This is a genomic window from Pseudorhodobacter wandonensis (assembly GCF_001202035.1).
Classification (GTDB): domain Bacteria; phylum Pseudomonadota; class Alphaproteobacteria; order Rhodobacterales; family Rhodobacteraceae; genus Pseudorhodobacter; species Pseudorhodobacter wandonensis.
Map to the genome: position 1 here is coordinate 100,272 of NZ_LGHT01000004.1, position 24,253 is coordinate 124,524.

At 54.4% G+C, this 24,253-nt stretch carries 19 protein-coding genes; 11 read left to right on the forward strand and 8 right to left on the reverse strand.

The features are described 5' to 3' along the window. Nucleotides 1-43 precede the first annotated feature (43 nt). Nucleotides 44-1,126, reverse strand: a complete 1,083-nt coding sequence (locus AKU79_RS00605; RefSeq protein ID WP_050521647.1) for a DUF2793 domain-containing protein — start codon at nucleotides 1,124-1,126, stop codon at nucleotides 44-46. Nucleotides 1,127-1,344: 218 nt separating this feature from the next. Between AKU79_RS00605 and rfbC the strand changes: the two genes are divergently transcribed. From rfbC to AKU79_RS00630, 5 genes are all read left to right on the forward strand, one after another. Then, nucleotides 1,345-1,911 (forward strand): dTDP-4-dehydrorhamnose 3,5-epimerase, encoded by a 567-nt coding sequence (gene rfbC, locus AKU79_RS00610; RefSeq protein WP_050521648.1) that lies wholly within the window; start codon nucleotides 1,345-1,347, stop codon nucleotides 1,909-1,911. Next, complete coding sequence (gene rfbB / locus AKU79_RS00615) at nucleotides 1,908-2,948, forward strand: dTDP-glucose 4,6-dehydratase (RefSeq protein WP_050521649.1); 1,041 nt, start codon at nucleotides 1,908-1,910, stop codon at nucleotides 2,946-2,948. Before rfbC ends, rfbB begins: the two co-directional genes overlap by 4 nt. Beyond that, nucleotides 2,945-3,805 carry a dTDP-4-dehydrorhamnose reductase gene (rfbD, locus tag AKU79_RS00620; protein ID WP_050521650.1) on the forward strand — a complete coding sequence of 287 codons (861 nt, stop codon included), beginning with the start codon at nucleotides 2,945-2,947 and terminating at the stop codon, nucleotides 3,803-3,805. The genes rfbB and rfbD overlap by 4 nt, the downstream gene beginning before the upstream one ends. Further along, complete coding sequence (rfbA, locus tag AKU79_RS00625; protein WP_050521651.1) at nucleotides 3,792-4,664, forward strand: glucose-1-phosphate thymidylyltransferase RfbA; 873 nt, start codon at nucleotides 3,792-3,794, stop codon at nucleotides 4,662-4,664. The genes rfbD and rfbA overlap by 14 nt, the downstream gene beginning before the upstream one ends. Nucleotides 4,665-5,065: 401 nt before the next feature. Then, nucleotides 5,066-5,554 (forward strand): hypothetical protein, encoded by a 489-nt coding sequence (locus AKU79_RS00630; RefSeq protein ID WP_050521652.1) that lies wholly within the window; start codon nucleotides 5,066-5,068, stop codon nucleotides 5,552-5,554. 41 nt (nucleotides 5,555-5,595) lie between these two features. On the opposite strand, the gene AKU79_RS00635 is transcribed toward AKU79_RS00630, so the two are convergent. Beyond that, nucleotides 5,596-6,144, reverse strand: coding sequence for a sugar transferase (locus tag AKU79_RS00635; protein ID WP_231580062.1), 549 nt, complete (start codon nucleotides 6,142-6,144; stop codon nucleotides 5,596-5,598). 256 nt (nucleotides 6,145-6,400) lie between these two features. After that, complete coding sequence (locus AKU79_RS00640; protein ID WP_050521653.1) at nucleotides 6,401-6,841, reverse strand: hypothetical protein; 441 nt, start codon at nucleotides 6,839-6,841, stop codon at nucleotides 6,401-6,403. A 581-nt stretch (nucleotides 6,842-7,422) separates the two neighbouring features. Here AKU79_RS00640 and AKU79_RS00645 point away from each other — a divergent pair. The 4 genes from AKU79_RS00645 (at nucleotide 7,423) to AKU79_RS00660 (ending at nucleotide 12,191) form a co-directional block, all read left to right on the forward strand. After that, nucleotides 7,423-7,734 carry a hypothetical protein gene (locus AKU79_RS00645; RefSeq protein ID WP_197087157.1) on the forward strand — a complete coding sequence of 104 codons (312 nt, stop codon included), beginning with the start codon at nucleotides 7,423-7,425 and terminating at the stop codon, nucleotides 7,732-7,734. Nucleotides 7,735-7,869: 135 nt separating this feature from the next. Further along, nucleotides 7,870-9,147, forward strand: coding sequence for an O-antigen ligase family protein (locus AKU79_RS00650; protein WP_231580063.1), 1,278 nt, complete (start codon nucleotides 7,870-7,872; stop codon nucleotides 9,145-9,147). A gap of 26 nt (nucleotides 9,148-9,173) precedes the next feature. Then, nucleotides 9,174-9,947 carry a metallophosphoesterase gene (locus tag AKU79_RS00655; RefSeq protein ID WP_231580064.1) on the forward strand — a complete coding sequence of 258 codons (774 nt, stop codon included), beginning with the start codon at nucleotides 9,174-9,176 and terminating at the stop codon, nucleotides 9,945-9,947. A 60-nt stretch (nucleotides 9,948-10,007) separates the two neighbouring features. Further along, nucleotides 10,008-12,191: a GumC family protein gene (locus AKU79_RS00660; protein ID WP_050521657.1), complete on the forward strand. Its 2,184-nt coding sequence runs from the start codon at nucleotides 10,008-10,010 to the stop codon at nucleotides 12,189-12,191. A 291-nt stretch (nucleotides 12,192-12,482) separates the two neighbouring features. On the opposite strand, the gene AKU79_RS00665 is transcribed toward AKU79_RS00660, so the two are convergent. The 5 genes from AKU79_RS00665 to AKU79_RS00685 all read right to left on the reverse strand — a co-directional run bounded on the left by AKU79_RS00665 (nucleotide 12,483) and on the right by AKU79_RS00685 (nucleotide 20,276). Next, on the reverse strand, nucleotides 12,483-13,934 hold the full coding sequence (locus AKU79_RS00665; RefSeq protein WP_156209362.1) for a tetratricopeptide repeat protein: 1,452 nt from the start codon (nucleotides 13,932-13,934) through the stop codon (nucleotides 12,483-12,485). Further along, nucleotides 13,931-14,989 (reverse strand): glycosyl hydrolase family 8, encoded by a 1,059-nt coding sequence (locus tag AKU79_RS00670; protein WP_050521659.1) that lies wholly within the window; start codon nucleotides 14,987-14,989, stop codon nucleotides 13,931-13,933. The genes AKU79_RS00665 and AKU79_RS00670 overlap by 4 nt, the downstream gene beginning before the upstream one ends. 62 nt (nucleotides 14,990-15,051) lie before the next feature. Beyond that, nucleotides 15,052-17,238 (reverse strand): cellulose biosynthesis cyclic di-GMP-binding regulatory protein BcsB, encoded by a 2,187-nt coding sequence (locus AKU79_RS00675; RefSeq protein WP_197087159.1) that lies wholly within the window; start codon nucleotides 17,236-17,238, stop codon nucleotides 15,052-15,054. Between the two features lie 107 nt (nucleotides 17,239-17,345). Beyond that, complete coding sequence (gene bcsA / locus AKU79_RS00680) at nucleotides 17,346-19,733, reverse strand: UDP-forming cellulose synthase catalytic subunit (protein WP_082223856.1); 2,388 nt, start codon at nucleotides 19,731-19,733, stop codon at nucleotides 17,346-17,348. Between the two features lie 66 nt (nucleotides 19,734-19,799). Continuing rightward, nucleotides 19,800-20,276: a hypothetical protein gene (locus AKU79_RS00685; RefSeq protein WP_156209363.1), complete on the reverse strand. Its 477-nt coding sequence runs from the start codon at nucleotides 20,274-20,276 to the stop codon at nucleotides 19,800-19,802. Between the two features lie 642 nt (nucleotides 20,277-20,918). Between AKU79_RS00685 and AKU79_RS00690 the strand changes: the two genes are divergently transcribed. Together AKU79_RS00690 and AKU79_RS00695 are read left to right on the forward strand one after the other, a co-directional pair. After that, entirely contained in the window at nucleotides 20,919-21,809 is an 891-nt protein-coding gene (locus AKU79_RS00690) for a GGDEF domain-containing protein (protein ID WP_082223857.1), read from the forward strand. Between the two features lie 48 nt (nucleotides 21,810-21,857). Further along, on the forward strand, nucleotides 21,858-24,074 hold the full coding sequence (locus AKU79_RS00695) for a sensor domain-containing protein (RefSeq protein ID WP_050521663.1): 2,217 nt from the start codon (nucleotides 21,858-21,860) through the stop codon (nucleotides 24,072-24,074). The last annotated feature ends 179 nt before the right edge of the window (nucleotides 24,075-24,253 follow it).

A 24,253-nucleotide genomic window follows, 5' to 3' on the forward strand; every position in this document is an offset into this window, starting at 1 on the left:
CACAAGGCTGCGCCCTCGACTTTTTTCGACAATGGGCGCGGCCCTAGACCCAGCGACCGATGGCCACCAGCGCATTTCCATATGCGCCCGATGTGGAAACCGTTGCCCATGGCCGCCAACCGACCGAGGTCGCCGTAGGGGTGGCGCGCATGGCAACACCACAAGCGCCGCCGCCACTTTGCCCCGCTCCGATGACCTGAGGTGCCGTGGCAAACGCTGCCGGAAAGGTCCAGATTTGGTTCGCGGCGGTGGTGAACATGGCACCATCCGCAGTTGTCACCCCGCCAACAGATGCGGCAGACCAACAGATCTGGGTGCCATCGGCAAACCGCGTAAACTGACCATTGGCATTGTTGCCATGCTCGATCACAGCACCGGTTGGCAGACCACCGGACATTCCAACCGCCCCCAACAATGACGCCGGACCATAGGTGAAATCAGTCCGTGCTAGCCGCCCCGGTGTCATATCCTGCGCATCAGATTGCACCGCCGCACCGCTAGCAAGCCCTGTCGCCGAGTTCAGAACCAACGCATCGGCCCAACTGCTGCCATCGGCCGAGACCTTGACGTGAAAGCTGTTATCGCCGGTCAAACCCATCTCGGCATGGCCGACAAAGCCGGATTGATACAGCAGCGATGCCGTATCGCCCGTTGCCGCCTTGTTCAGTTTCAGTTGGTGCCCTGCCCCTGCGTTGTTCAGCAAGGTGGCATCGGCCGAAACCGACAGCTTGTTCGTGGCATCAGATGAGGTGCCAATGCCGACGCCGGGCAGGTTTTGCAACAAAGGCGTCGGCGCGGCCCATTGTCCGCCCTGAAAGACATAGAGCGCATTTGTCGCTTTGTCCCATGCCTGCCAACCCTCGGACGGGTCAAAAAACAGCCAGGCCGCTTCGACCCAACAGGCGAGTTGATTGGTATGACCGGTCCAAGCGTTTGTAGGGGCCGCGCCAAGGGCGTAAACGGCCCCATTTGCGGGGAATGCTGGTGGGACAGTCGCGCCCAGCGCTTCGACAACCAACTGGGTCAAAACATCAAGATGTTGCAGCGCCTCGTTGTGCGTGACGTGTTTTTGCGCCTGCGCCGGCATAAGAAAAGGCAGCCCAAGCCGGGCCGAGTTGATGGACATGAATTACCCCTCACGAACTGTTGTGTATCGGGGGCTAGCTTTGTCGTTCAAGGTTTACAGGCAGCGACCATAGCGTACGTTGCGTTAGTATCTCTGCTTGGCCCAATTTGGCATCCCCGCCACCGTACCAAAGCCAACACAAAGCCCTTGCCGCAAAACGTGACAATCCTCTTAAGGGCTGATAATGCAATGAGAGTTGTCAGCACAAAGGCCCCGATGTGAAAGTCTCTCAAACCAAAATACCCGATGTATTGTTGTTACAGCCAAATCGCTTTGGCGACGACCGTGGATTCTTTTCGGAAAGCTGGAACCGTAAAACCTTTGCAGACCACGGCATAAGCCTCGATTTTGTGCAGGATAACCATTCGCTGTCGCAAGCTGTGGGCACGGTACGCGGGCTTCATTTTCAATCCCCGCCCCACGCGCAAGCAAAACTGGTGCGCTGCGGAAAAGGGGCTTTGTTTGACGTCGCGGTAGATATACGCAAAGGCAGCCCGACTTATGGCCAGTGGGTGGGGCAAGAGCTGAGCTTTGAAAATGGTCTGCAATTGCTGATTCCCGCGGGCTTTTTGCACGGCTTTGTCACCCGCCTGCCTGATACCGAAATCATTTACAAATGCAGCGATTACTATTCACCCGAATGCGACGGGGCTGTGCGGTTTGATGACCCCGATATCGCGATCGACTGGCAGCTGACCGGTGCCCCGACTTTGTCCGGCAAGGACGCAGCAGCCCCCTATTTGCGCGATTTCGTTAGCCCCTTTGTGTGGGAGGGCGCAGCATGAAAATTCTTGTAACAGGTGGCGCCGGCTTTATCGGTTCGGCTGTGGTGCGTTTGGCCATCGCGCGGGGCCATTCAGTGGTTAACCTTGATGCGCTGACTTATGCGGCGTGCCTAGATAATGTCGCCAGCGTTGCTGACCATGCTGACTATGCGTTTGAACAGGTAGATATCCGCAATCGCGCGGCATTGGACACTGTTTTCCAAAGCCACCGCCCCGATACTGTCATGCATTTGGCAGCCGAATCGCATGTCGACCGTTCGATCGACGGGCCAGGCGACTTCATTGAGACCAACATCACCGGCACCTATAATATGCTAGAGGCCGCACGCAGTTATTGGCTGGCCGAGGGCAAGCCGGATACCTTCCGCTTTCACCACATCTCGACCGATGAGGTATTTGGCTCGCTGGGGGAAACCGGCCTGTTTACCGAAGATACGCCATATGATCCACGCTCGCCCTATTCTGCGTCCAAGGCGTCGAGCGATCACTTGGTGCGGGCTTGGCATGAAACCTATGGCCTGCCCGTGGTGATGACCAATTGTTCGAACAACTACGGGCCGTTTCACTTTCCAGAAAAGCTGGTGCCTGTCGTTATTTTGCGTGCTTTGGCTGGTGAAGACATTCCTGTCTACGGCGCCGGAGAAAACGTGCGCGATTGGCTTTATGTCGAAGACCATGCCGAAGCGTTGCTGACGGTTCTAGAGAAGGGCGCATTGGGCCGCAGCTATAATATTGGCGGTGAAAACGAAGCGCGCAATATCGACCTTGTGCAGACCATTTGCCACATTCTTGATACCAAGCGCCCCAAGAACACCCCCTATGCCGCGCAAATCCGCTTTGTAACCGACCGCCCCGGCCATGACATGCGCTATGCGATCGACCCCACCCGCATTCGGACAGAACTGGGCTGGCGTCCCTCGGTCACGCTGGAACAGGGGCTAGAACGTACGGTGCAGTGGTATCTCGACAATGAAAGCTGGTGGCGCGCGTTGCAATCGCGCAGCGGTGTCGGCACGCGTCTGGGTGTCAAAGCATGAAAATTCTGGTTTTTGGCAAAACAGGTCAAGTCGCAACAGAATTAGCGCTGTTGCCAGACACTGTCTGCATTGGCCGTGAGACGGCAGATCTGAATACCCCCGCAGCTTGCGCCGCGGCCATCCACAACCATAGGCCTAGCGCCGTCATAAACGCTGCCGCTTATACCGCGGTTGATCGCGCCGAAGAAGACGAGGCCACGGCACTGCGTGTCAACGGTGATTCCCCTGCCGCCATGGCCCGCGCCTGTGCCGAACTTGGTATCCCGTTCGTACAGATTTCAACTGATTATGTTTTTGATGGCGGCGGCGATAAGCCTTGGGTCCCTAATGCGCCAGCCGGCCCTCTCGGTGCCTATGGCCGTACAAAGCTGGCGGGCGAACTGGGTGTGCAGGCTGCGGGCGGAACCTATGCCATACTGCGCACATCCTGGGTTGTTTCGGCACATGGCAATAACTTCGTTAAAACCATGCTACGCCTTGGCGCCGAGCGTGACGGCCTGAATGTCGTCAACGACCAAATCGGTGGGCCAACAGGCGCGCGTGACATTGCGGCGGCCTGCCACAACATTGCATTGCAACTTGTTGCCGACAGCAAGAAAAGCGGTATCTACCATTTCTCGGGCGGCCCTGATTGCAGCTGGGCTGATTTTGCCCGCGCTATTTTTGTCCGTGCAGGCCTACAATGCAGTGTGTCCGACATCCCCTCATCGCAATATCCGACCCCTGCTGTACGGCCGCATAATTCGCGTCTGGACTGTACCAGCACGACGACCGTCTTTGGCATTATGCGCCCCGAGTGGGCAAACACTGTGACACAAATTCTAACGGAACTGGGGCATATGCATGACACAGCGTAAAGGCATCATTTTGGCCGGTGGCTCGGGTACGCGGCTGTACCCCATTACGATGGGCGTCTCAAAGCAACTGCTGCCAATCTATGACAAACCGATGATCTACTATCCCATTTCGGTTCTTATGCTGGCCGGCATCCGCGAGATCGCGATGATTACCACCCCCCAAGACCAAGACCAGTTCAAGCGCACCTTGGGTGATGGCAGCCAGTGGGGCATCTCGTTAACCTATATTATTCAGCCATCACCCGACGGGCTAGCGCAGGCCTATCTTTTGGCCGAGGATTTTCTGGCAGGTGCACCTTCGGCTATGGTACTGGGTGACAACATCTTTTTCGGCCACGGCTTACCGGAGCTGCTGGCCGATGCCGATAAGAAAACCTCTGGCGGTACGGTTTTCGGTTATCATGTCGCTGACCCCGAACGCTATGGCGTGGTGGATTTCGACGAAAACAACCGTGCCCTAAGCATCATTGAAAAGCCGGAAAAACCGAAATCGAATTTTGCGGTGACAGGGTTGTATTTTCTTGATGCCGATGCCCCCAATCGTGCGCGCCAGGTACAACCTTCAGCACGCGGCGAATTGGAAATTGTTACCCTGCTCGAGATGTATCTTTCCGAGGATCTGCTGGACGTAAAGCAAATGGGCCGTGGTTTTGCCTGGCTTGATACAGGTACCCATGCCAGTTTGCTGGACGCCGGAAACTTTGTCCGCACGCTGGAAAGTCGGCAGGGCTTGCAGACAGGTTGTTTGGAAGAGATCGCCTATAAAAACCACTGGATAGATGCTGAGGCCTTGGCTGTGCGTGCAGACATGTTTCGTAAGAACGAATACGGCACCTATTTAAGAGGCCTTTTGTCCTAATTGCCGACAGAGGTCATTTCAGGGCCAAGGTAGCCAATCTGCTCTTGAAACGGCCCTCGGCCCTGCGACTTACCGATCCTAGCATAGCACGGCTGTCGCAGCTCGGTGGTTGGCTGCGGTGACTTGCCAAAAAAATATTTGGTACAAGCTGCGCCGCGATAAATGCTGCCGTCGCGCCGGACGAAATCGGTTTCGGCCCAGTCTTTTGCTCCTAAGTATTGGTGCCACTGGGCGGCAGCGCGCGCAGCATTTACAAAAAATTGAATAAAAGTAATGGATTATGCCAAAATCCAGACGCCAATTGGGCGCAAACATGGCTGGCTGTCTTGATGAATTAGGTCAATCATGCCGGGCTAGTTCGTTGCTTTGGTATGGTTTGAACCAACCGGAGCAACCTGATCATGAGCAAAATCAATGTGCAAACCTGCACACGCAAAATTATGCAAAGCTATCTTTGCACGCTAGTTTTGTTTGTCGCCTTTGTGGTCGCCCTCGCCATCCCGAAATCAGCCTCGGCCCTAGATATTCGCAATGATCTGGGCGGGGCCGTTTCTTCACGTATCGCCAAGGTCGAACAGTTGCGGGCCGCCGGTATACAGGTCAGAATTTTGGGAACTTGCGTTTCGGCATGCACTTTGTACCTCGGTTTGCCGAATACCTGCGTAGCAACCTCGGCGCGGCTTGGCTTTCACGGCCCGAGCACCCGACTCAAAAGCATCCCCCTTCCCCGACAGGAATTTGAACGGATTTCGCGTCAGATGGCGACCTATTACCCCGGCAAAATACGGAAGTGGTTTATGTCTCAGGCCCGGATGCGAACCGGCAGTTACTACACGATTTCCGGCACGCAGGCGATCGCGATGGGGGCAAGGCCATGCACAGAAACATAGGTGACAAATCACTGGCCAATCGGTTGAGGCCATTTCGCCAGCTACATCCCGGTTTTACGCAAAACAACCAGAACCGTCGCGGCGATCAGTCGAATGTCGGTCAAAACTGAGCACTCTTCGGCATATTGCGCATCCATTTTTATCCGGGATTCGTAGCTGACCGCATTTCGCCCGTAAACCTGCCACTTCCCGGTAAGACCGGGCGTTTGCCTCAGGTAAATAGGAAGGTTCTCGCCATAGCGGTCCAGTTCCACTTCGGTTACAGGGCGCGGCCCGACAAGGCTCATTTCCCCCAAAAGAACATTCCAAAGTTGCGGTAACTCATCCAAACTCAAACGGCGCAAGACTTTTCCGATTCTCGTTATGCGAGGGTCTTGCTTTAGCTTGAAACCTGCTTCCCACTCTCGGCGCGCTGCTGGATCGTTTGCAAGATGATCTCGCAGCTTTTCCTCGGCCTCTACCACCATAGACCGAAGCTTCCAGCACCTGAATGCATTGCCGTTGCGGCCAATTCTGGAGTGCCCAAAAATTGGCGATCCGCCATCACAGGCAACCAAGCCTGCGATCAGCAGAGTGACCGGAATAAGCACTGGCAAAGATATTGTGACCAATGCAATGTCCAAAGCACGCTTGCCATACCGCATATACAGTGAACCCGCGCCGACATTCCGAGAGGTGCCACCGAAATAGCCTTGCAAAAACGAAGAGTGTCGCTTTTGCGTAGACGTGTTTGGATCAAAGGTTCGGTCTGTGTGAGCCATATGATTTTACCCATAACAATCTGTTGCCCCACATTTTGCAGGGCTTACCAATTACCAACTGAAATAACTTCTACCTAAAGTTGTTTTACGTCGGGCTTGCAGACGCTTCAGCAACCGCCTCGAGCTCAATCGGCTCGCCACGCTCTACCCCATTCGCCGCGATCGATATTGATCTACTCAAGGATGTTAAACCTTGAGTATTGGCCTCTTTCGTTGCACCGTTGAGAACGGCCTTAACAGCGGCAGCTGGCGCCTTGCCTGCGTTATACTCGGCGGAAATTGATGCCACCACAGATGCCAAAGCTCTCTCAAATGTCAGGCCAGGATTTGCAGCCATAACTTTTGCGATCAGTGCTTTCAAAGCCAGATCGCAGGCAGGGCCAGACCCGCAACCTTCTGAAAGAGTTAAGATTTCTGCAAGACCAATATCAACAGCAACATCCTGGGCCCGTGCAGAACCCAATGCGACGGCAACGATTAACGCCGCGCCCGAAAGCCCAAAGAATCTTGAAAAACCACTGCTCATTTAAATTATCCTAGTTTATTGGCGCACAGAAATTGGAGGATCAAGCTTTCTCTGCACACAGTTTTCAAAATGTCGTTTAGCGTGCTATTAGCTAACAAATAGTTAACAACTTAGAGATGAAGTGGTTTAAATTTTTGCGTAGACGCACTTTTTCGCGTATTCCTTACTTGGAACCTAGCCAGATTTGACTTACACAACCTTAGAGATAACTTGGAAGCCGCTCGGTCTGCGCTTTGGATAAAATGCTTTTACGCGCTTTGATCATGCTTTGTTGCGTTGGGGTGCTAACATCGTCCGCAGCCCTGTTCGTCCAGGAATACCGGGCGGCATTTTTTTTGCAAGGCACGACAAATGACCAAATCGTATACCTAGGCGACGCAAATTATGTGCCTGTGTCTGCCGCAAGTGCGCGGACCCTTCGCGACCTTGTCAGCAACTGTGCAAATCTGACACTATTGGCACCAGCTCTAAAGGCCGATCATGCGTTGGCACAGATTATCAAGGGGCGCTGCGCAGATTTGGCGGCAGGTATACTTGCAACTTCTCCCGCCAACGCACGCGCGCGCGCCCTTGCGCTGCTTATGGACCCCAAATTTTCGGCTGCTGATCTTGCTAATGCACAAAAGCTTGCCCTGTATGAGCCTTGGCCTTTGGCCACGCGCCTTTCAGCCATTGCCGCAAGTGCCAACCTTGACGCGGCCAGCGAGGCACTTGCCAAAACAGATTTTGCACGGGCGCTTCAATCTTTTTGGGGTCGGACCGAGATGGTCAAACTCTATTCCGAAAAGCCGGCACTGCGCCCCGTCATTCAGGATGCATTGACAGCAATCGCACCAACCGAGCAGGCAAACTTTATCCGGCTTGTCCGACAAACCCTGGCAGGTGCGGTTTAGATGGCTAGCATGGGCATTCGTCGTCATCCATCAAGCCTTGCCCATGACCGGCTTGCTCTGGTCTTGGCGCTTTGCGTTCCGTTGACCGCTATCCCCTTGGCTTCGAACAGGGCTACATGGTGGTTGCTTTGGACAATGCTGTTTGCACTACTGACTATCTATCACCTCTTGCGCGGCCCGGGGCGAGAGCGGGGCTATAAGCCTGGTTTTCTGCGGTTTCGCGTGGGCTTTATTCTGGCCTTGCTGTTGCCTGTGTGGGCCCTGATGCAAACCTTGCCTTTGGGGGATTTCTTGCCGAGTGGATGGTTAGGTGCGCGGGCAGGCATATGCGATCTGGCGGGGTCTAGGGTTTCAATCCAGCCGGATGTTGCAATGGTCGGCATTCTGCGGTTCATGGGATACATCCTATTGCTGGCACTGGTTATCGAAGTGTCTTCGCGCGGTGAAAGAGCTTTGCGGCTGGCGACGATTGTCTTTTTCGGTGTGGTGGCGCAGGCGATCTGGGCGATTGTTGCCCTGAATTTTCTGGATGATTATTCTTTTGCCGGCGCAAAAACCGCCTATGAGGGTGTGGCCACGGGTAGCTTTGTCAACCGCAACTCGCTGGCAACCTTTCTGGGCTTCGGTGCTATTTTAGGAATTGGAATTTTAGTTGAGCGTACCAATCGGTTTCAGATCCGCGCATCGCAGCCGCCATCCCTTGTGGCACAAACGGGTTTTACCGGTGCCTTTGTCGTTTTGGGAATCGCCCTGCAACTTGCCGCTTTGCTTGAAACCCAATCGCGGCTGGGGTTGGCTTCAACGGTGATCGCCATGATCGCGACAGTTCTGCTGGCCCGACGTCGTGCCGGAACGCCAATATTCCGGCTGCTTGGCGAGTCGCTGGTCTTTTTGGTCATTGTCGGAATGGGGATTGTGGTTCTGGCAGGCGGTGATGGCGTCATGTCACGCTTCCTGTTTTCCAGCTACGAGGGGCAGACACGTCTTGCGCTCTACTCTCAGATCCTTGGGATGATTGCGCAGCGACCTTTGACAGGGTTTGGCATGGACAGCTTCGGCTTTGCGTTTGAGGCTTTTCGTGCGCCGCCTCTTCTCGGTGTAGGAAATTTTGATTTGGCCCATAACAGCTATCTGATGCTATGGGCCGAGTTTGGCGTAGTTATAGGGTCCATCCCGCCTTTGCTTTTGGCTGCATCGGCTGTGGTGCTATGGCAGCGAATGAAGGCAACAGCGGGCTATCCCGGCCTTGCGTTGGCCGGAATTGGCGTTTTGGTACTTGGGGCTGTGCATTCACTGGGTGATTTCAGCCTTGAAATCCCGGCAAATGTTTACCTGTTTGTCACGATTATCGGCTTGGGCCTTGGGTTGCGGCGACAAAGAACGCCCTGCCAACACACAGAAGTACAGCTATGATCGGGTTTTCGCAGCTTTTGGGCCGTATGAAGGCGCCTAGCTCGGGTCGCAGCACCTGCCGCATCCTGCCGCTTGATGCGCACAATGGGCCGGTTTACGCTGTCGGCGATGTTCACGGCTGCAAGACGCACTTGCATGGCCTTATTAACATGATCCGGCAAGACGCGAAAAATCTAGTCGGCACTGCCGAGATTGTCCTGCTTGGCGATGTTGTTGACCGCGGACCTGATAGCGCAGGCGTGCTGGATTTTCTTACTAACCAGCAGTACGCAAAACCTGTTCGGTCAATTCTTGGCAACCACGAACGGATGATGCAGGCTTTTTTCGCGGCCCCCAAGCGAAATCTGGCTTGGCTTGAACAGGGCGGGTTTGAAACTCTGCGTTCATATGGCCTTAGCCTGATGCCACAAGTCGCAGCAGACATGCCACTGCGGCGGCTGATGCAGATGCTGGACGCCCATGTGCCACAGGCCCATCTCGATTGGATCGCATCCCTACCGCACGGATACCGCTTTCACTTGAATGCCGAAGATTTTGTGTTGGTCCACGCGGGATATGACCTAAGCCTGCCAGACAATGCGCAGCAGGAAGAGGTGGTCATTTGGGGCCGCCAACCCGCAAGCAATTCAAACCCCGATGCTTTCGGAATTCGTTGCGTTCAGGGCCACAAAATCGTTCGCACGCCTGATCCCACCCGGCAACGCATCCAAATTGATACAGGAGCGTGGCGAACAGGCAAACTTTCTGCACTCTGTCTCGTTTCAGGCTGTTCACCAAGGCTTGTGTGTTATAGCGAGTGACAAATTTATAAAACTACTCTGGATTGATTATGCAATCTAGGGCTGACTAAAGGTGTAAACTTGGGCGGCGATCAATTAGACCTAAAAGCAACCATTGCAATTTTGCGCCGTCAAAAGCGCCTGATGCTGCTTACAGCCAGCTTGGTACTGAGCTTGGCTTTCGGCTACGTCATTTTGGCTATCCCGATTTACCAATCTACCGTTCTCTTGCAAGTTGATGGTCGCAGTTCGAACTTGCTGGACCCATCAGGCACGGGCCTAGAGCAAAGTGCTATCCTTAACGCGCGCGTGGACAGTGAGGTTGAGATTCTCAGCTCGCAAGCGACGGCCTTGGCTGTGGTATACGCGGCCAATTTGGTAAGCGACCAGGAATTTGGCCCAAAACTGAGCTGGATCAACAAATTCTGCATCGCGATTGGCATGGAATGTGATGGCAACGCCCTACGGCGTTTGGTCGGAATGCAGCAAGCTGCCATCGATGACCAAGAGGCATTGGTCAACGGAACCCTGAAAAACCTGCAGGACGCTGTTGAAATCCGTCGACGCGGGTTAACATATCTGATCGGCATTTCGGTGGCATCTGAAACGCCAAAACGCGCGGCGGAAATCGCCAATACATATGCACAAACCTATATCGAGCGGCAGGTAGGGGCCAAAACCAAAGCAGCGATTTCGGCGCGGGACGTTTTGCGCCGACAAATCGACAATGCCGAGGCCGATCTCGCAGCGTCAGAGCGGGCCGTGAATAACTTTATCGAAACCAATCTATCCCGTCTGGAAAAGGAAAGCGGTGACCCTGCGATTGCAGACCTGCGCCGCAGGTTGGACGGTGCAGTTGAAACCCAGGCACGGACGCGTGCGCAAGTGCTTTCCGCCGAGTCCGCGATTTCAAGCCAGAACTGGGACGCTGTGGCCAGTTCATTGGGTGATCAAGCCATCGCCGAACTTGCCCGGCAGCGCAAAGCGCTACAGGACAGGCTTGGCGATACCATATCAGGGTCGACCGAAGCCTTCGATGTTGCAGCAGAAATGGCGCGACTTGACGGCGACCTTGCCCGTGCTTCGGATGCGACGCTGACAACTGTGCGTGCCGATATGGGGGCCATGCAGGATCGTGAGCGCGAAACCCGCGACCTTTTGCGGAGCCAGTTGCTGCGTTCCGATCTGTCGGCGGAAATGTTGGCCAAGCTTTTCAATCTGCAGCAAAGCGCGACTATCGCCCGCAATCAGTACCAAACCCTTTTAGCCAGAGAGCAGGATCTGGGCGCTTTGGCAAACCTGCAAATTGCAGATGCACGTGTTGTATCCGAGGCCCTGCCCTCCAATACGCCTCTGGCCCCGAAACGTCAGCTGATCCTAGCGCTTGCGCTGATCGGCGGGCTTGGGGCCGGTGCGCTCTGCGCTTTTCTAAAGGAATACTTCTTTGGGGGCATTGTCTCGGCCAGTCAGCTAGAGAATGTCATGCAAACCCAAGTCCCTGTCTCTTTGGCGACATTTAGCTCGGGCAGATCGGGTCAGGATCCGGCTGAATCCATTCTGACGGCACCAATGTCTTTTTATGCTGAATCCTTTCGCAAGCTGCGTGCTGTGATCGATCGGGGCCTAATGAACACCGACACAACAACCTCGCCCCTAAAGCAAGGCAAGGTAATTCTAGTGTCATCGGCGATTCCGGCCGAAGGCAAGACGACGACGGCGATCGCTTTGGCGCGGACCTACGCACTGTCGGGGGTTTCTACGCTATTGATAGATGCAGATTTGCGGCGCCCCGCAGTTGCGGCGAGATTGGGAAATCAATCCACTACCGGCCTGATTGATTTTCTTGCCCCGCAGGCCAAAGAGGCTTCTCTGCCGATTGCGACTTTTGACGATACGCTGTCCCCGCTGACAGTCATTAGTGCCGGTCAGCGCAGCAATGTGCCGACTGATCAGTTGCTAAATGGCGCCTCATTCCAAGGATTGATGGACTCGGCAATCGCTGGCTTTGATATCGTTATAATCGACAGCCCACCGCTTTTGCCGGTGGTGGATACACGCTATCTTGCGCGCTTTGCCGATGCCGTGGTTCATGTTGTGCGCTACGGCTCGACCACGCAGGGCGAACTGCGCGAGGCGGCAACGCAATTGCGTGAATTCCTAAGGAAAGATGCCATTTACCTCGGGCTTTTGAACATGGAGGAGCGTGAAGGCAGACAGAGCGGATATTACGGTGAATATGGGCAATACGGCGCCGCAGAGGATTGACCTGCGCCCATGCGCAAAGACCAAATTCGGCCGTTGGGCAGGCAAAACTTGCGTTTTCTTGCCGTTCTAGCGCCTATTGTTGCGGGAAAGCTGCGAAGCGCATTTCGTGCAATGCCCCAACCATCATGCGCCGCCAGAAACAAATGGTTTCAACGGGTTGATCAAAAATATCTAGCGAATTGCGGAAGGCTGTGTTGGCTTTGGCACCTGACCCAAGAGCCTGCAGGCACACGAGATCGCGTTTACGAAAACGCCGCCTTCTCAGGCGGCGTTTTGCGTAAGTTACAGGGTCTAATATGAGGCGCTGAGTGCCGCCGAGGTTTCCTTGGTAGCCAAGGCATTGTGCAATACTTGGAACTGCTCACGCGCGCGGGCACGATCGCCCATGTTCAAATACGCGTAGCCCCGCAACAAAGCCAGATCGCGCCGCAAGCTGCCCTGGCGCTGCTCCAATGCATTGAAATACTCAATCGCGGCCGCATATTGCTTTGCGTTATAGGCGCTTACTCCACGCTGATCGAGAATGATGACTTCAACCTCGTAACGCTGCTTTTCCGAAAAGTCGGTTCGCGATGCGATGTCCGCGGCGCTTTCGGTCATGTTTTGTTTGAGCATTGCAAGGACCAGCCCGAATTTCGCATCGCGCGAAACGGTGCCGCCAAGCCCTGCCTGAGATGCAGCAGAGAAATAAGTTATCGCCTCGAGGGACCGATCCAGGTTGTAAGCGCACCATGCACGTTCATACGCAATATCCATTGATCTTGGGCGGGAAGAAAGCGCCAAGCAATCGGCAAAGCGGTTGCCGTCCTTTGCGGCCCGCGCTTGCCCCAAACGGCTGTCACCCGAGCGCGGCAAAGACGAAACCGGACTGCTGGTGGCTGGTGGCTGGCTGAACTGCTGCTGCGGCACCGATTCACGCTGTGGCGTCGGGGAAACTGCCGCTGATTGTGTCGCGGCTTTTCTAGAGGGTGTTACCGTTGGTGCAACGGCCGCAACCGTGGCCGCTCCGACCGCCCCTCTACCAGCAAGAAGCCTTTCGTAAAGCGCGTTGAACGTTGCAGAATGTGCAGGAAAACGTTGTTTGGCAACATCCACCAACCCGCCAAGCTGTTCATTCGTTGTTACCGTCTCGGCTTTTTCGATTGTTGCAACAATGTCGGGAATCGTCGTGCAGGTGCGCACGGTTTGGCTGTAAGCCGCAAGCGCACGTGCCGGATTGCCCGAAGATGTTTGCAGCGCGGCCAAATTCCAGGCGTTATTGATACGATCACAGCGGAACAAGGCCGGCACTCGCTTGCCGATGCGCAAGGCTTCTTCGCTGTCACGCGCATTTACGGCGCGGTCAAAGGAATCCTGTGCCTCAACCAGGGCGATCTGGCTGGTCAGGTCGGCGGGCGGCTGCCACGCGGGATAGCGGGCCTGTGTAGCCTGCATGACGCGGCGCACGCCTTCGATATCGCCACGCGCTAACCGCGCATAGATATCTGCAATTTCGGTGGTCGGCTGAAGCTGTGACAAACTATTCAGGTCTTTGGGCGGCTGCCATCCCGGAAACTTTTGTTGCAAACGGCGAATTTCGGCCGCGACAGCAGCTGTTTCGTTGTTTTCAGTATAAAAGCGCAGCGCGCGCAAGTCGTCGTTGCTAGGCGCTGACTGAGCAAAGGCAGCCGCGCCCAAAAGCACGGCCCCCAACAGAACAACGCCAAGGATTTCAGAGCGGAAAGAAGGTGTTAGCTGTTTCATATCGGCACGCATTCGGGCGTAGCAATGATTTGGACGATCATCGCCATAAGGTGAAGGGTTGCAGGATAATAGGCCTGATTGTTTGTCCGGTAAAAGGGAATAGTGGAACCAATTCCTTTGGCTTGCATGCATTCAATTAGGGCAGGAAGGGCACCATACCCAACATGGTCGCTTATCTCAAGCACTGCGCCGGTTCTGCGTTCGAACACGGTGACGTTTTTGCCACCCGCAAGTCTTGCGCGTTCACGCGTTGCGGCGGAACGGTAGGCTGCCAGTTGGGCTGCAACGGCGGGATGTTCGCGGTTGCCGGACCAAATCAGGAAAAGTGCGACACGCATTGCCTCATAGCCGTTGCGGTCAGACTGTTTCGGTGACACGAAAAACCCATTGGGCCCAACCCCGATCCAATCGGGCATCGTGCCTTCTGCGGCCAGCATGCGCATCATATCCACCCCGTCAGCGGCGCATTTGGTCAGCAAAGGGGTATTTGTGGCTTGGGCCACTTCATTCATCGCAAGTGGCATGTAGTAGGAAAGATTGATATTTGCCGTACCTTCCTCGGTAAAGCCCTGGGCGGCAGGCAACATCAGCAAGCGACCGGATTCATCAGGCGATAATACCACGCATTTGGCCACCAAGTCGTTCGCAATCGCTTTGGCGCGGTCAAGCATGGCACTATTGCCGTCACGCTGGCCACGCATAACCAAGGCCCAACAATAGAAAAGATCGCCATCGCTGGCGTTATTCAAATCGGGCACCGCGCCGCTATCGGCAGGCAGCCATCGCCATGCCAACAGGGCATCCGACCGGATTGCCAGGTTTTGCTCGGTCCAGTTATAAATCAGGTCAAAAGCCGCATTATCGCCAAAGATCGTAGCCAAAACCAGACCGTAGCCTTGGCTTTCCGAGTGGCTTGCCCCTTGCTGCATCGCATCCACGACGCGGCCATCTGCGGCCAGATACGCCTCTTTCCACGCGGCCCATGGAGCTGCAAGCGGATTAAGGGACCCGATGAAAACATGGCTATCACCGAGACCTTGGGCCGAGATTGCCATTGGAGACAATCCCGAAAAAACAGAGGCGAGCGCTGCGACTTGTCGTAATACCATTCTACGGTTCATCGTTTCCGACTTCCTCTTGTTGTTACGATATAGACCAGAGCCAGTCCGACCGAGATAAGTGTCAGCGTCATCAAAATGGCGCCATAAAAGAGCGGCGACCAAGACGCATAATTCCCTGCAACGGTTCGGAAATTCGAAACGGTCAATGGTTCTAGCATCCACGGCTCTGGCTTTGAGCTGTACCAGCTTTGCCATTTGCCATCTCTCGTCAGAATGGACAGCCTGCCTCTGGGGCCTTCGGGCGAAAGGCGCGCCTGAGCCAGCACCGCAGCCATGGTTTGCGGATTGCTTTGAGGACGTACCATAAGCCAGATTTCTTCGGGAGCATCATCTCGCGGGATAAACAGCACAGCATCTGCGCGCTTTCCCCCCAGCCAAAGCCCCAGCGGGCCGTCATCAGGAAGTGCAAGCTGACGCACCTGGGTTCCGATGTCTTTCACATAGGCCTTTAGGCGGTCAACCATGCCCGGGCGATTGCGGGCATCCGCGCTTGTCGCAGTTGATTGGCCAGCCGGCTCCTCAAATAATTGCAACAATTCCCGACGATTGATCCCCAGATCATTCAGGCTCAAACCTGCGTCGTTGGCCTCTATGGTCACATGAAGGGACGCATTCGACATCTGCTCGGTATCGGAAATCGGGCGCAGTGCCGAGGCCAGAATCGAGGGGAAATAGGCTGCACTACGGTCGCTCAATGACGGGCTATCCGCGCTTATCTGATCCGGATGGATGCCAGCCAATGGGCGGGCCAGATCTGACATCTGCATCTTTGGCGAGGGCGGCACATACAGGGTGGACCCGCTGTCGACTGTTACAAACGGGGCTGTCGTCTGTGCGCATGGCTGGTCAGAAGGATCACCCGGAACGACTGTCGCAAAGGTAAGCAAATTTGCCCCCGGACGAAGAAGACGTGCGCGAAACCCGACATCAAGCGTTGGCAACGACGTGCCTCCGTCAATATCCAGTGGCAGCATCCGGATGGTGGTATCATTCAGCTTGACCAACATAAGGGCACCTTTTGGCAGGCCCTCTAGAAAGCTGTAGTCCAAACGCAACAGCCCTTTTTGCGAGGCCAGCAATAGCCAATCATCCGGCAAGCGGAAGGCGAGGTTTTGTTCGGTGTAATGGTTGTACGCGTTCGTTTGCTCAAACCCCAGCTCTTGCAATGAGGTTTCGGAACCTGGTCTCAGAAAAGCATTGTTTTCCAATGGCCCGGGAAATGGCAAGACTTCATCAAGTTCGGGCAATTCGCCGTTAAAGCCTGTGGTCAACAGCAAAACCGCCGTGCCGTCTCCACCCCGCCGGATTTCGATACTTGGCTGCAGCCCGTACATCACCGTTATCCGCGCCAATGGCGCCGTTTCAGTTATCACGCCATAGGCGTCTTCGGGGGCAAGAATGATAGGGCTGCTGCCACGCAACCCCGCAAGCCGTGGAGATAACGCTTCAAGAATCGCTTCGTTGCCTCTGCCAATTTTCGTAGAGTCGCTGGCGTTTGGATCATTGATCAACCGCACCGGCAGGCTGCCTGCCATTGCCGCCTGTGCACGCAAAGCCATTTTTATTCCGACGGAATCAAGCGGCAGATCGTCACGGTTGATACGGGCGCCACTGGTATTTGTGTTTATCTCGGTCCAGACATCAAACGTCGCATCCGGGCCGCAGAAGATGCGGTGTGTGTGGTGAAGCGTAACAACAATCTCGTTCAGACCATCAGCCAGCAGGCTTGCAGGCAAAGAAATCCGCCCGAACCCGTCAAAGGCATCGGGGCGGATTGAGAGTGCATCTTTACCGTTCACCCGAATTTGCATTTCGGATTGATCAGGCAGCACGTTGATAGACACGCGATAAGACATAACGAAGCCAGTAATGGCCGCGGCCTGTGGCAGGTCGATATAGAATGTCTCGCTTTGCACCTCTCCGCTAAGGCGAACAATACCATCCAAGGACGGTTTCTTCGACGTCAGCGGCAGCAACACCTCTCCGGTTTTCGTTTCAAGCGGGTCATCCTGACTGATACCCCGTTCAAAAGTCGGGAGTGTCAGCAGAGTTTCATCCTGGATTTCGGGCGCTGTTGGCGCTGCGATTGGCGCAATCGCTGTAGAAGTTGTCGGCGCAGGCGCGGCTGTCCCGGTCGCAGGTGCCCCAGATGGCGCGTCTAGCACGGCACCAAAGTCTATCAACGGGGCATCCTGGGCGTTTGAACTTACTTGCGCTGACAATGGGCTACTGCACAAAAGCAGCACCAAACCAAGTTTTACGGTCGGTCCAAACAAAGATTTGACAGATATCATTGACCTACCCGCCCTGCATTCGTGGCGACCATGCCCTTCTTGACGCTTGCATGTTTAGCAGCTTCTTCTTGCATAGCCGCGATCTGGGCTGCGCGGGCAGCGCGGGCCTCGGCTTCAAGATCAACGCCAAATGCAAGCAAGTGTGCCGGCTTCTCTTTGGATGGCGGCAATTTGCGCAGCAATGCGCGGCGGCGTGGTTCGCGCGCCAGATCACGCATCAACAGGGGCAAACCTGTTAAGAACAAATAGAATGCATATCCAAAACCGCGCCAAATACCTTGAATGCCTTGGCTTTGCTGACGATATTGATACCAGTTTTCGCTATTGCCAAAGATCAGGTGTGCGATCGCTGTTTGAACCTTCATATTCTGATTTGGCTCAAGGAACAGACCGAGGAGCTGACCTTCGGACACCGTTTGCGAAGACTTAATGCGCGCAAGGGCAGGAGCCTCGAGATGCTGCGAATCTTCAAAATGAGCGCAGAAATAAACCATTCTGTCTTCCAGCTGCGCCGCAGGAATAGGCTGTTTGGTTTTGATCAGAATGCGTATGCCACCAGTCGACGCATCGATAATTTTTACCGGAATAGTATTCTCGCTGTCCTCTTCGACCCACAGCGTTGCAGGTATGTCCATTTTGACGCGCGGAGCAGACCGCCGCTGCTGTTTTTCAGCTACTGCACGATAGGCCAATGACACCAGAATAAAGTTGTAAATGGCCCAACCGCCCACGACGATTAGAACAGTATGGTCACCAGGGTATGCGATCCAACGAATGATTAATGCAATCACGCCCGCAAGCATGGCCAGCCACATGAAAGTAAGCGGGCCATGAATCTCTGAGATAAAATCTTCGGCGAGGGTTTCATCTTTAGCGGTTACGTTAAAGCTGGCACTGCGCGGGCGTATAATCGTTTTCAAAACGGCCTTGGCCAAATAGGGTGATTGCGCAACCTCATAAATTTCTGAAATCAGCGGCCATCGCGTCCGTTTATACAATGCGTTCTGCACCAGATAGGCCACGCCCAGATAGCTAAGCATATACGCCATAACATCATTATAGTTGGCGACAAAAATCTGAACGCCAAAGAAAAGATAGACAAGCGGCACGTAAATATAGGTGAGACGGATGATAGGAAACACCCAAAAGCTCATCGAGTTGATGTAGCACATGCGCTGCGGCAAGCTAAGACCGCTGCGAAACAGCGGGTTCTTCAGCATCAACATCTGCATCATGCCCGAGGCCCAACGACCGCGTTGCTGAATAAAGGATGAAAAGGTTTCCGGCTGCAAACCTGCGATCATTGCGCGGTTAATATACAGGCTTTTCCAGCCAGCTGCGTGGATTTCCAACGCGGTTTCGGCGTCTTCGGTAATGGTTTCACCGGCAAACCCACCCACGCTATCCAACGCCCTGCGGCGCAACACTGCTGCCGACCCGCAAAAGAACGCTCCGCCCCAACGATCAAGGCCGCGGTGCACATCTGAATAGAACATCTCGTTTTCCGGCGGACATTCCGGGGCAAGCTCTAGGTTCCGCTGAATTGGGTCGGGGTTGATGAAAAAGTGCGGGGATTGGACCAGAAACAGCTTTGGATCTTCATTGAAGTAACCAACCGTGCGGGCCAGAAAATCGCGCGAAGGCACGTGATCGGCATCGAACACGACGACCAAGTCGCCGTTCAAGTCTTCGAGTGCGGCCGACATATTGCCTGCTTTAGCATGCTCATTGCGCGCGCGTGTCGAATATTTTACGCCAAGCTCGGCACACAGGGCTTGCAACTCGGCACGCCGCTTTCGCGATTTTGCAGCAAGTTCTTCATTGTCGGAATTGCACCGCTGATCGGTGCCACCATCATCACACAATACTACCGTGCGCAAATGCGACGGATAAATCATGTTCTGCGCTGCAGCCAAGGTGATGCTGAGCATGTCAGCCGGTTCGTTGTACGATGGAATCAGAATATCGACAGTCGGCAGCTCATCCACAGGGACTTGTTCGGGAAAAGGGCGCTCGGTCGGGTCCGAGATGACAAAGGCATTCAGAAAGAACACGAAAATCGAATAAGTTTCGACCGCCAAAAGCAACATGGCAATCGCAAATGAAATTGACAAGCTTGGGTCTGGCAATGTCTCAAAAATACGCCAAAACCAATAGCGCATGACAATGATCGAGGCCGTAGCCAAGATCATAACCCGTGGGAACAGCTTATGCGAACTAGGTTTCAGCAGCGCAATCAAGCCGACGGCAATCAACCCGATAAAGGCCTGGCCACCGGTTGAGGTGGGCACACTGATCAGTACCGCAATCGGAATCGCAAAGAGAAACCACAGCAGAAGCACTGGTCTGTTTCGCGGCTCGTTATTTGAATCTGCTTTTTTCATACTACTTCAGTCACGCCTGTTACCTATTCCTGGAAAGGGGGCTCACTGAAAAGTGGGCCCGATCCTTTAAAACCGAGATCCCCCCAAACGCGAGATGGCTGTAGGAGAATTGGCGCCAAAGCTGTCATAGCTGCTAACAGGGCTGCCCAAGATCGGGGCCAACGCATCATTGGCAGTACCATTTACGCAGTTGCGCAACACCAAGTCCAAAACGCGGGTGCCAGCAGGCACCGATCGCGCACCAACACCCAATCGCCGTACGGCAAAAACACAAATCGTGTTTGGCCCTGCATTATATTCTTGCCATGAATACGTGCCCTGCCCGTCATTAGCACTGCGCAAGCTGCTGCTGTCTATCCGGGTAAAGGGTGTAGGGATGTCGCCGAAACGCGCAAATAGCTTAGTCAAATCCAGGCCTTTGCTTACCTGACCTGTGTTGCCGTTATTTGCATTGATCCACAGAAAGTTGTCACCCTTCAGGGTTGTGTTGTTCTCCAACCCGATCAACTGTTCGTAGTCGCCATTCCCTTTTCGTTGCAACATCACGATAGCGCCAGGCGGTTCGGCCCAAATACTGCTTAAATTACCACGTGCGTACTGCGTTTGCGGTGCGCTATCGGAAAGCCCCATTTGATCTAGCATCGGGCCTGTGGTACAAGCAGCCAGAGCCAAAGAAACGACCAAAAGTGACCGATTCAATAGCGCGCGAGCACCTGAACGAAGGGTGTCAGGAATCATCGATTCCCCCCCTAAAGTTAGCGGGTTGGTTATCATATTCTTTGCGCCATCTTTGTTCGAAACTACTGCTCATCGCAAATCGGGCCCATTTTGCTGGGCTTCTCGAGAATGCAATGAGCTTACTTTGCCAAGTCTCACCTGAATTTGCCAGTGGTTTTAATCGCAATATTTGTTTGCGTGTCATTATTGTCAGGATTTTGACGAAGTTAAGGTATGTTTCGCTGGCATTTCAGACTGTTCATTGCTGCCCGTGCACGCCTGCCCAAAGTTTGCCACAATCTGCCTTAGTTCCGACACAGCCTGCACAGTGACGCCTTAATCGCTGCATAATCACGCCATATTAGAATGATTAACCGTACAGTGAAGGATGGTTAAGGCACAGCTAACCAAGATTGCGGCGCCAAGACCATCGCTCAGTAAACGGACTTAGGAACGGGCGGATTTGTGATGACCTTGGTAACGGCAAACACTCTGAGCGATGTAAACCACTTTGGTGGACGTTTCCTTGCGCCGAGCCTCGCTCAGAAAATCGCGGTCGCGATGGACAGCAAGGCACGCACTCCTTATATCGCAGCCGTTGCTGCTTACCTTTTGGGGGCAAGCGTCACCGAGATTGTTCCTGCTGCTTTCGCAATCGCCGCTGGCTTGATTGCGTTTCTGGCAGTGGCTGCGTTTACGCAAGTTCAAGAAGAAGTGCCTGTCGCACCTGTATCGCCCCTGGCCGCACAGTTGGCGGCACTGCAAGCCAAGAATGATGCGCTTTCTGCCGCTTTGGCAGTTGTACAGAAAAGGTTGAGCTCTTCGATTGCAGAGCGCGAAACCTTGGCCGTTGAGCTAACAATCGATCCTTTGACAGGCCTGCAAAACCGTCGCGGCCTGGATGCCGCATTCGCCGAGTGCGGTACTGACACGGTTATGGCTTTGCTGGACATCGACCATTTCAAGAAAATCAACGACACATTTGGCCACGATGCTGGCGACCGTGTGTTGCGCGACTTTGCTGCCCGCCTGCGTACAGCCCTGAACGACAGCCTGCCCATCTATCGTATCGGCGGCGAAGAGTTCGTGGTTCTGTTCCCACAAGCAGAAATGGCAACTGTTGCAGCTATGCTGGCCGATTTCCGCGCTGATCTGAAAACCTCTAACGTGCTGCGCTCGAACGACGCCATGACAGTTTCCTTCTCGGCAGGTCTTGCCTTGCACGATAACGCCGAACAGACTTTCGATACCGTTTTCAAACAGGCTGACGAAAGACTGTATACCGCCAAGTTGACCGGGCGTGCGAAAACTGTATTTAGTGACGACGTTAACTCTAACGTGATCGCCTTCGCTGCCTGAGATCTGTGTCGGCTGAGCATCGGATCAAGGCAAAAGGGCTTCGGTCAGATGAAAGATACCATGGACGAAGGGCTGATATTTGCTCACTCGAACCTTCTAAAGGAAAGCCCGCCAAATGCTTTGGCGGGCATTTTGTCCTTGATGAGCGATCTGGTGGTGCTGACCGATAACAACGGCATTATCACATGGGTCAATACCGCCTTTGAACGCCGCAGCGGCTATAACTTGGCTGAGGCAATCGGTCGTCATATCAGTGACCTAACTATTGGTCACGCCAGCGACAGTGCAACTTTTTCAGATGTGGCCCAGGCCTTCGCCCAGAAAAAGATCTATAGCGGCGAGACAACCTATACCGCGAAAAGCGGGGCGGTTTATAAAGTCAGCTTTCAAATGAAGCCATTACACACTGATACAGGTGAGTATAACGGCTTTTTGTTCATGCATCGCGATGTCACGCATCAACGCGGACTTGAAACTTCGCTGCGCAGTGAGCGGTACTTTTTGACCAGAATGATCGACACAGGGGTTTCTGCTGTTGTGGCCTTTGATTCTGTTGGTCGCTGCGTGTTTGCCAATTCCGAGGCCCGCGACATTCTTGACAGGTTAACCCGTGCAGAGCGCCTTTGTGCGGCATCTTGGCCCTTGCATCGGATTGCAGCCGAGCCGCCAGAATTGGAAGGTGAAAGCACCAATACCAAAGACCCGCTTGATGATTATCCGGACGAACTGCCATTTGCGCGGATAATGCGAACAGGCGTCCCACTGCATGGAATGGTGGTCGAACTGCTGATTCCGAGCATGGCACGCCGCGTATTTTCTGTAAATGCCGCCCCGCTGCGAGACAGCGAAACCACCGCCAGTGTTGTGATGGCGCTCACCGATATCACGGCACGATTCGAGGCCGAAGCAACGCGCCGCCGCGCTGCGGCTCAGGCCCATTTTGATGCCCGCCATGATCTCTTGACCGGCTTGCCCAATGGCCGCTTTTTTAGCCACGCCCTATCCAACGCAAAGCCCCCGCTGGCAGTTCTTTTGATCGATATCGACAATTTTCGCAGCATTCGCACTGTGCTTGGGCGCCCGACCGGTGATGCCTTGCTTTGTGCCTTCGGCGAAAGGCTTGCCAAAGTACTGGATGGGCGCGGTTTTCTGGCGCGGAGCGAAGGAAATTCTTTCTCGATTCGCTTGGATCACGTCACCCCTCAAGCTGTGGATGATATCGCCCAAGAGTTGCGCCATGCCCTACAGCGCGCTTTTGTGCTACAAGATATCACCGTCTATGCCACCGCAAGCATTGGCCTAAGCTATTTCCCGGCAAGTACAGCCGACGCCTCCGCGAATGCCGACTTGCTACGACAATCCGAGGTTGCCAATTTTGCGGCAAAATCGGCGGGCGGGAATCGGCTGGCCTATTACAACACTGCGATGGACACCCGCTTGTCGCGGCGCAATGTGATTATTCAGGCTCTGCGCCACGCGCTGCAGGAAAACCAGTTCGAGCTGGCGTTTCAGCCGAAATTTGCGGTGCCGTCCGATGCAACCGCAAACGGCACGCCCTTGCGCCTGATTGGCGCCGAGGCGCTTTTGCGCTGGAACGCCCCAGTTTTGGGCCGTGTCAGCCCCGAGGAGTTTATTCCTATTGCCGAGGCAGCCGGTGTTATCTCGGACATCGATTTTCATGTGATGGGTATTTTCGCCCGGCAATTGGGTCGTTGGCGCGCAAAAGGTCTGCACAACCCGGCAAGTATTAACCTTTCGCCGAACAGCTTTGAAGATAGCACTCTTGCCCCTCGTCTGCTGGACTTGTTGGAAAGTGAAGGCGTGGCCGCAGAAACGGTTACCGTTGAAATTACCGAGACTTCGTTGATTTCCATGTCCGAGGCTGCGCTTGCCAATATCAACCAGTTGCGGCAAGCAGGGATAAATCTGTCGATCGATGATTTCGGCACTGGGTATTCGTCGTTTAGCTATCTACAAAAATTGATCGTTTCCGAGATCAAAATCGACAAGAGCTTTATTCACCTGCTTACCACACATGACAGTGATGATAAGGCCGCTAGCCACCACGAGACCCGCATGATTGTCCGCAGCATCTTGGCGCTTGCCCGTACTTTGGGCATCCGTGCGCTTGCAGAAGGGGTGGAGAATACGGAACAGCTTGCTTGGTTGCAGCAAGAAGGCTGCCATTCCATCCAAGGTTATTTGTCGGGTCGCGCTGTTGGCGCTGATACGTTTGAACGCACCTATTTGCGACCCTCAACTTAAGCAGCTTGAGCTGTTGTTCCTAACGCCAACCGTGAAAAGGCGGCCCGAGCCGGATTTCCATTCAGCCCATATTTCACGCATATTCGATTAATATGTCAGCACTCGCATAAAGTTTTAGCAAAACCCTCAATCAGAAACTGCGCCGCTGCTGTCTATCGCCAATGACCACCGTAGATTCG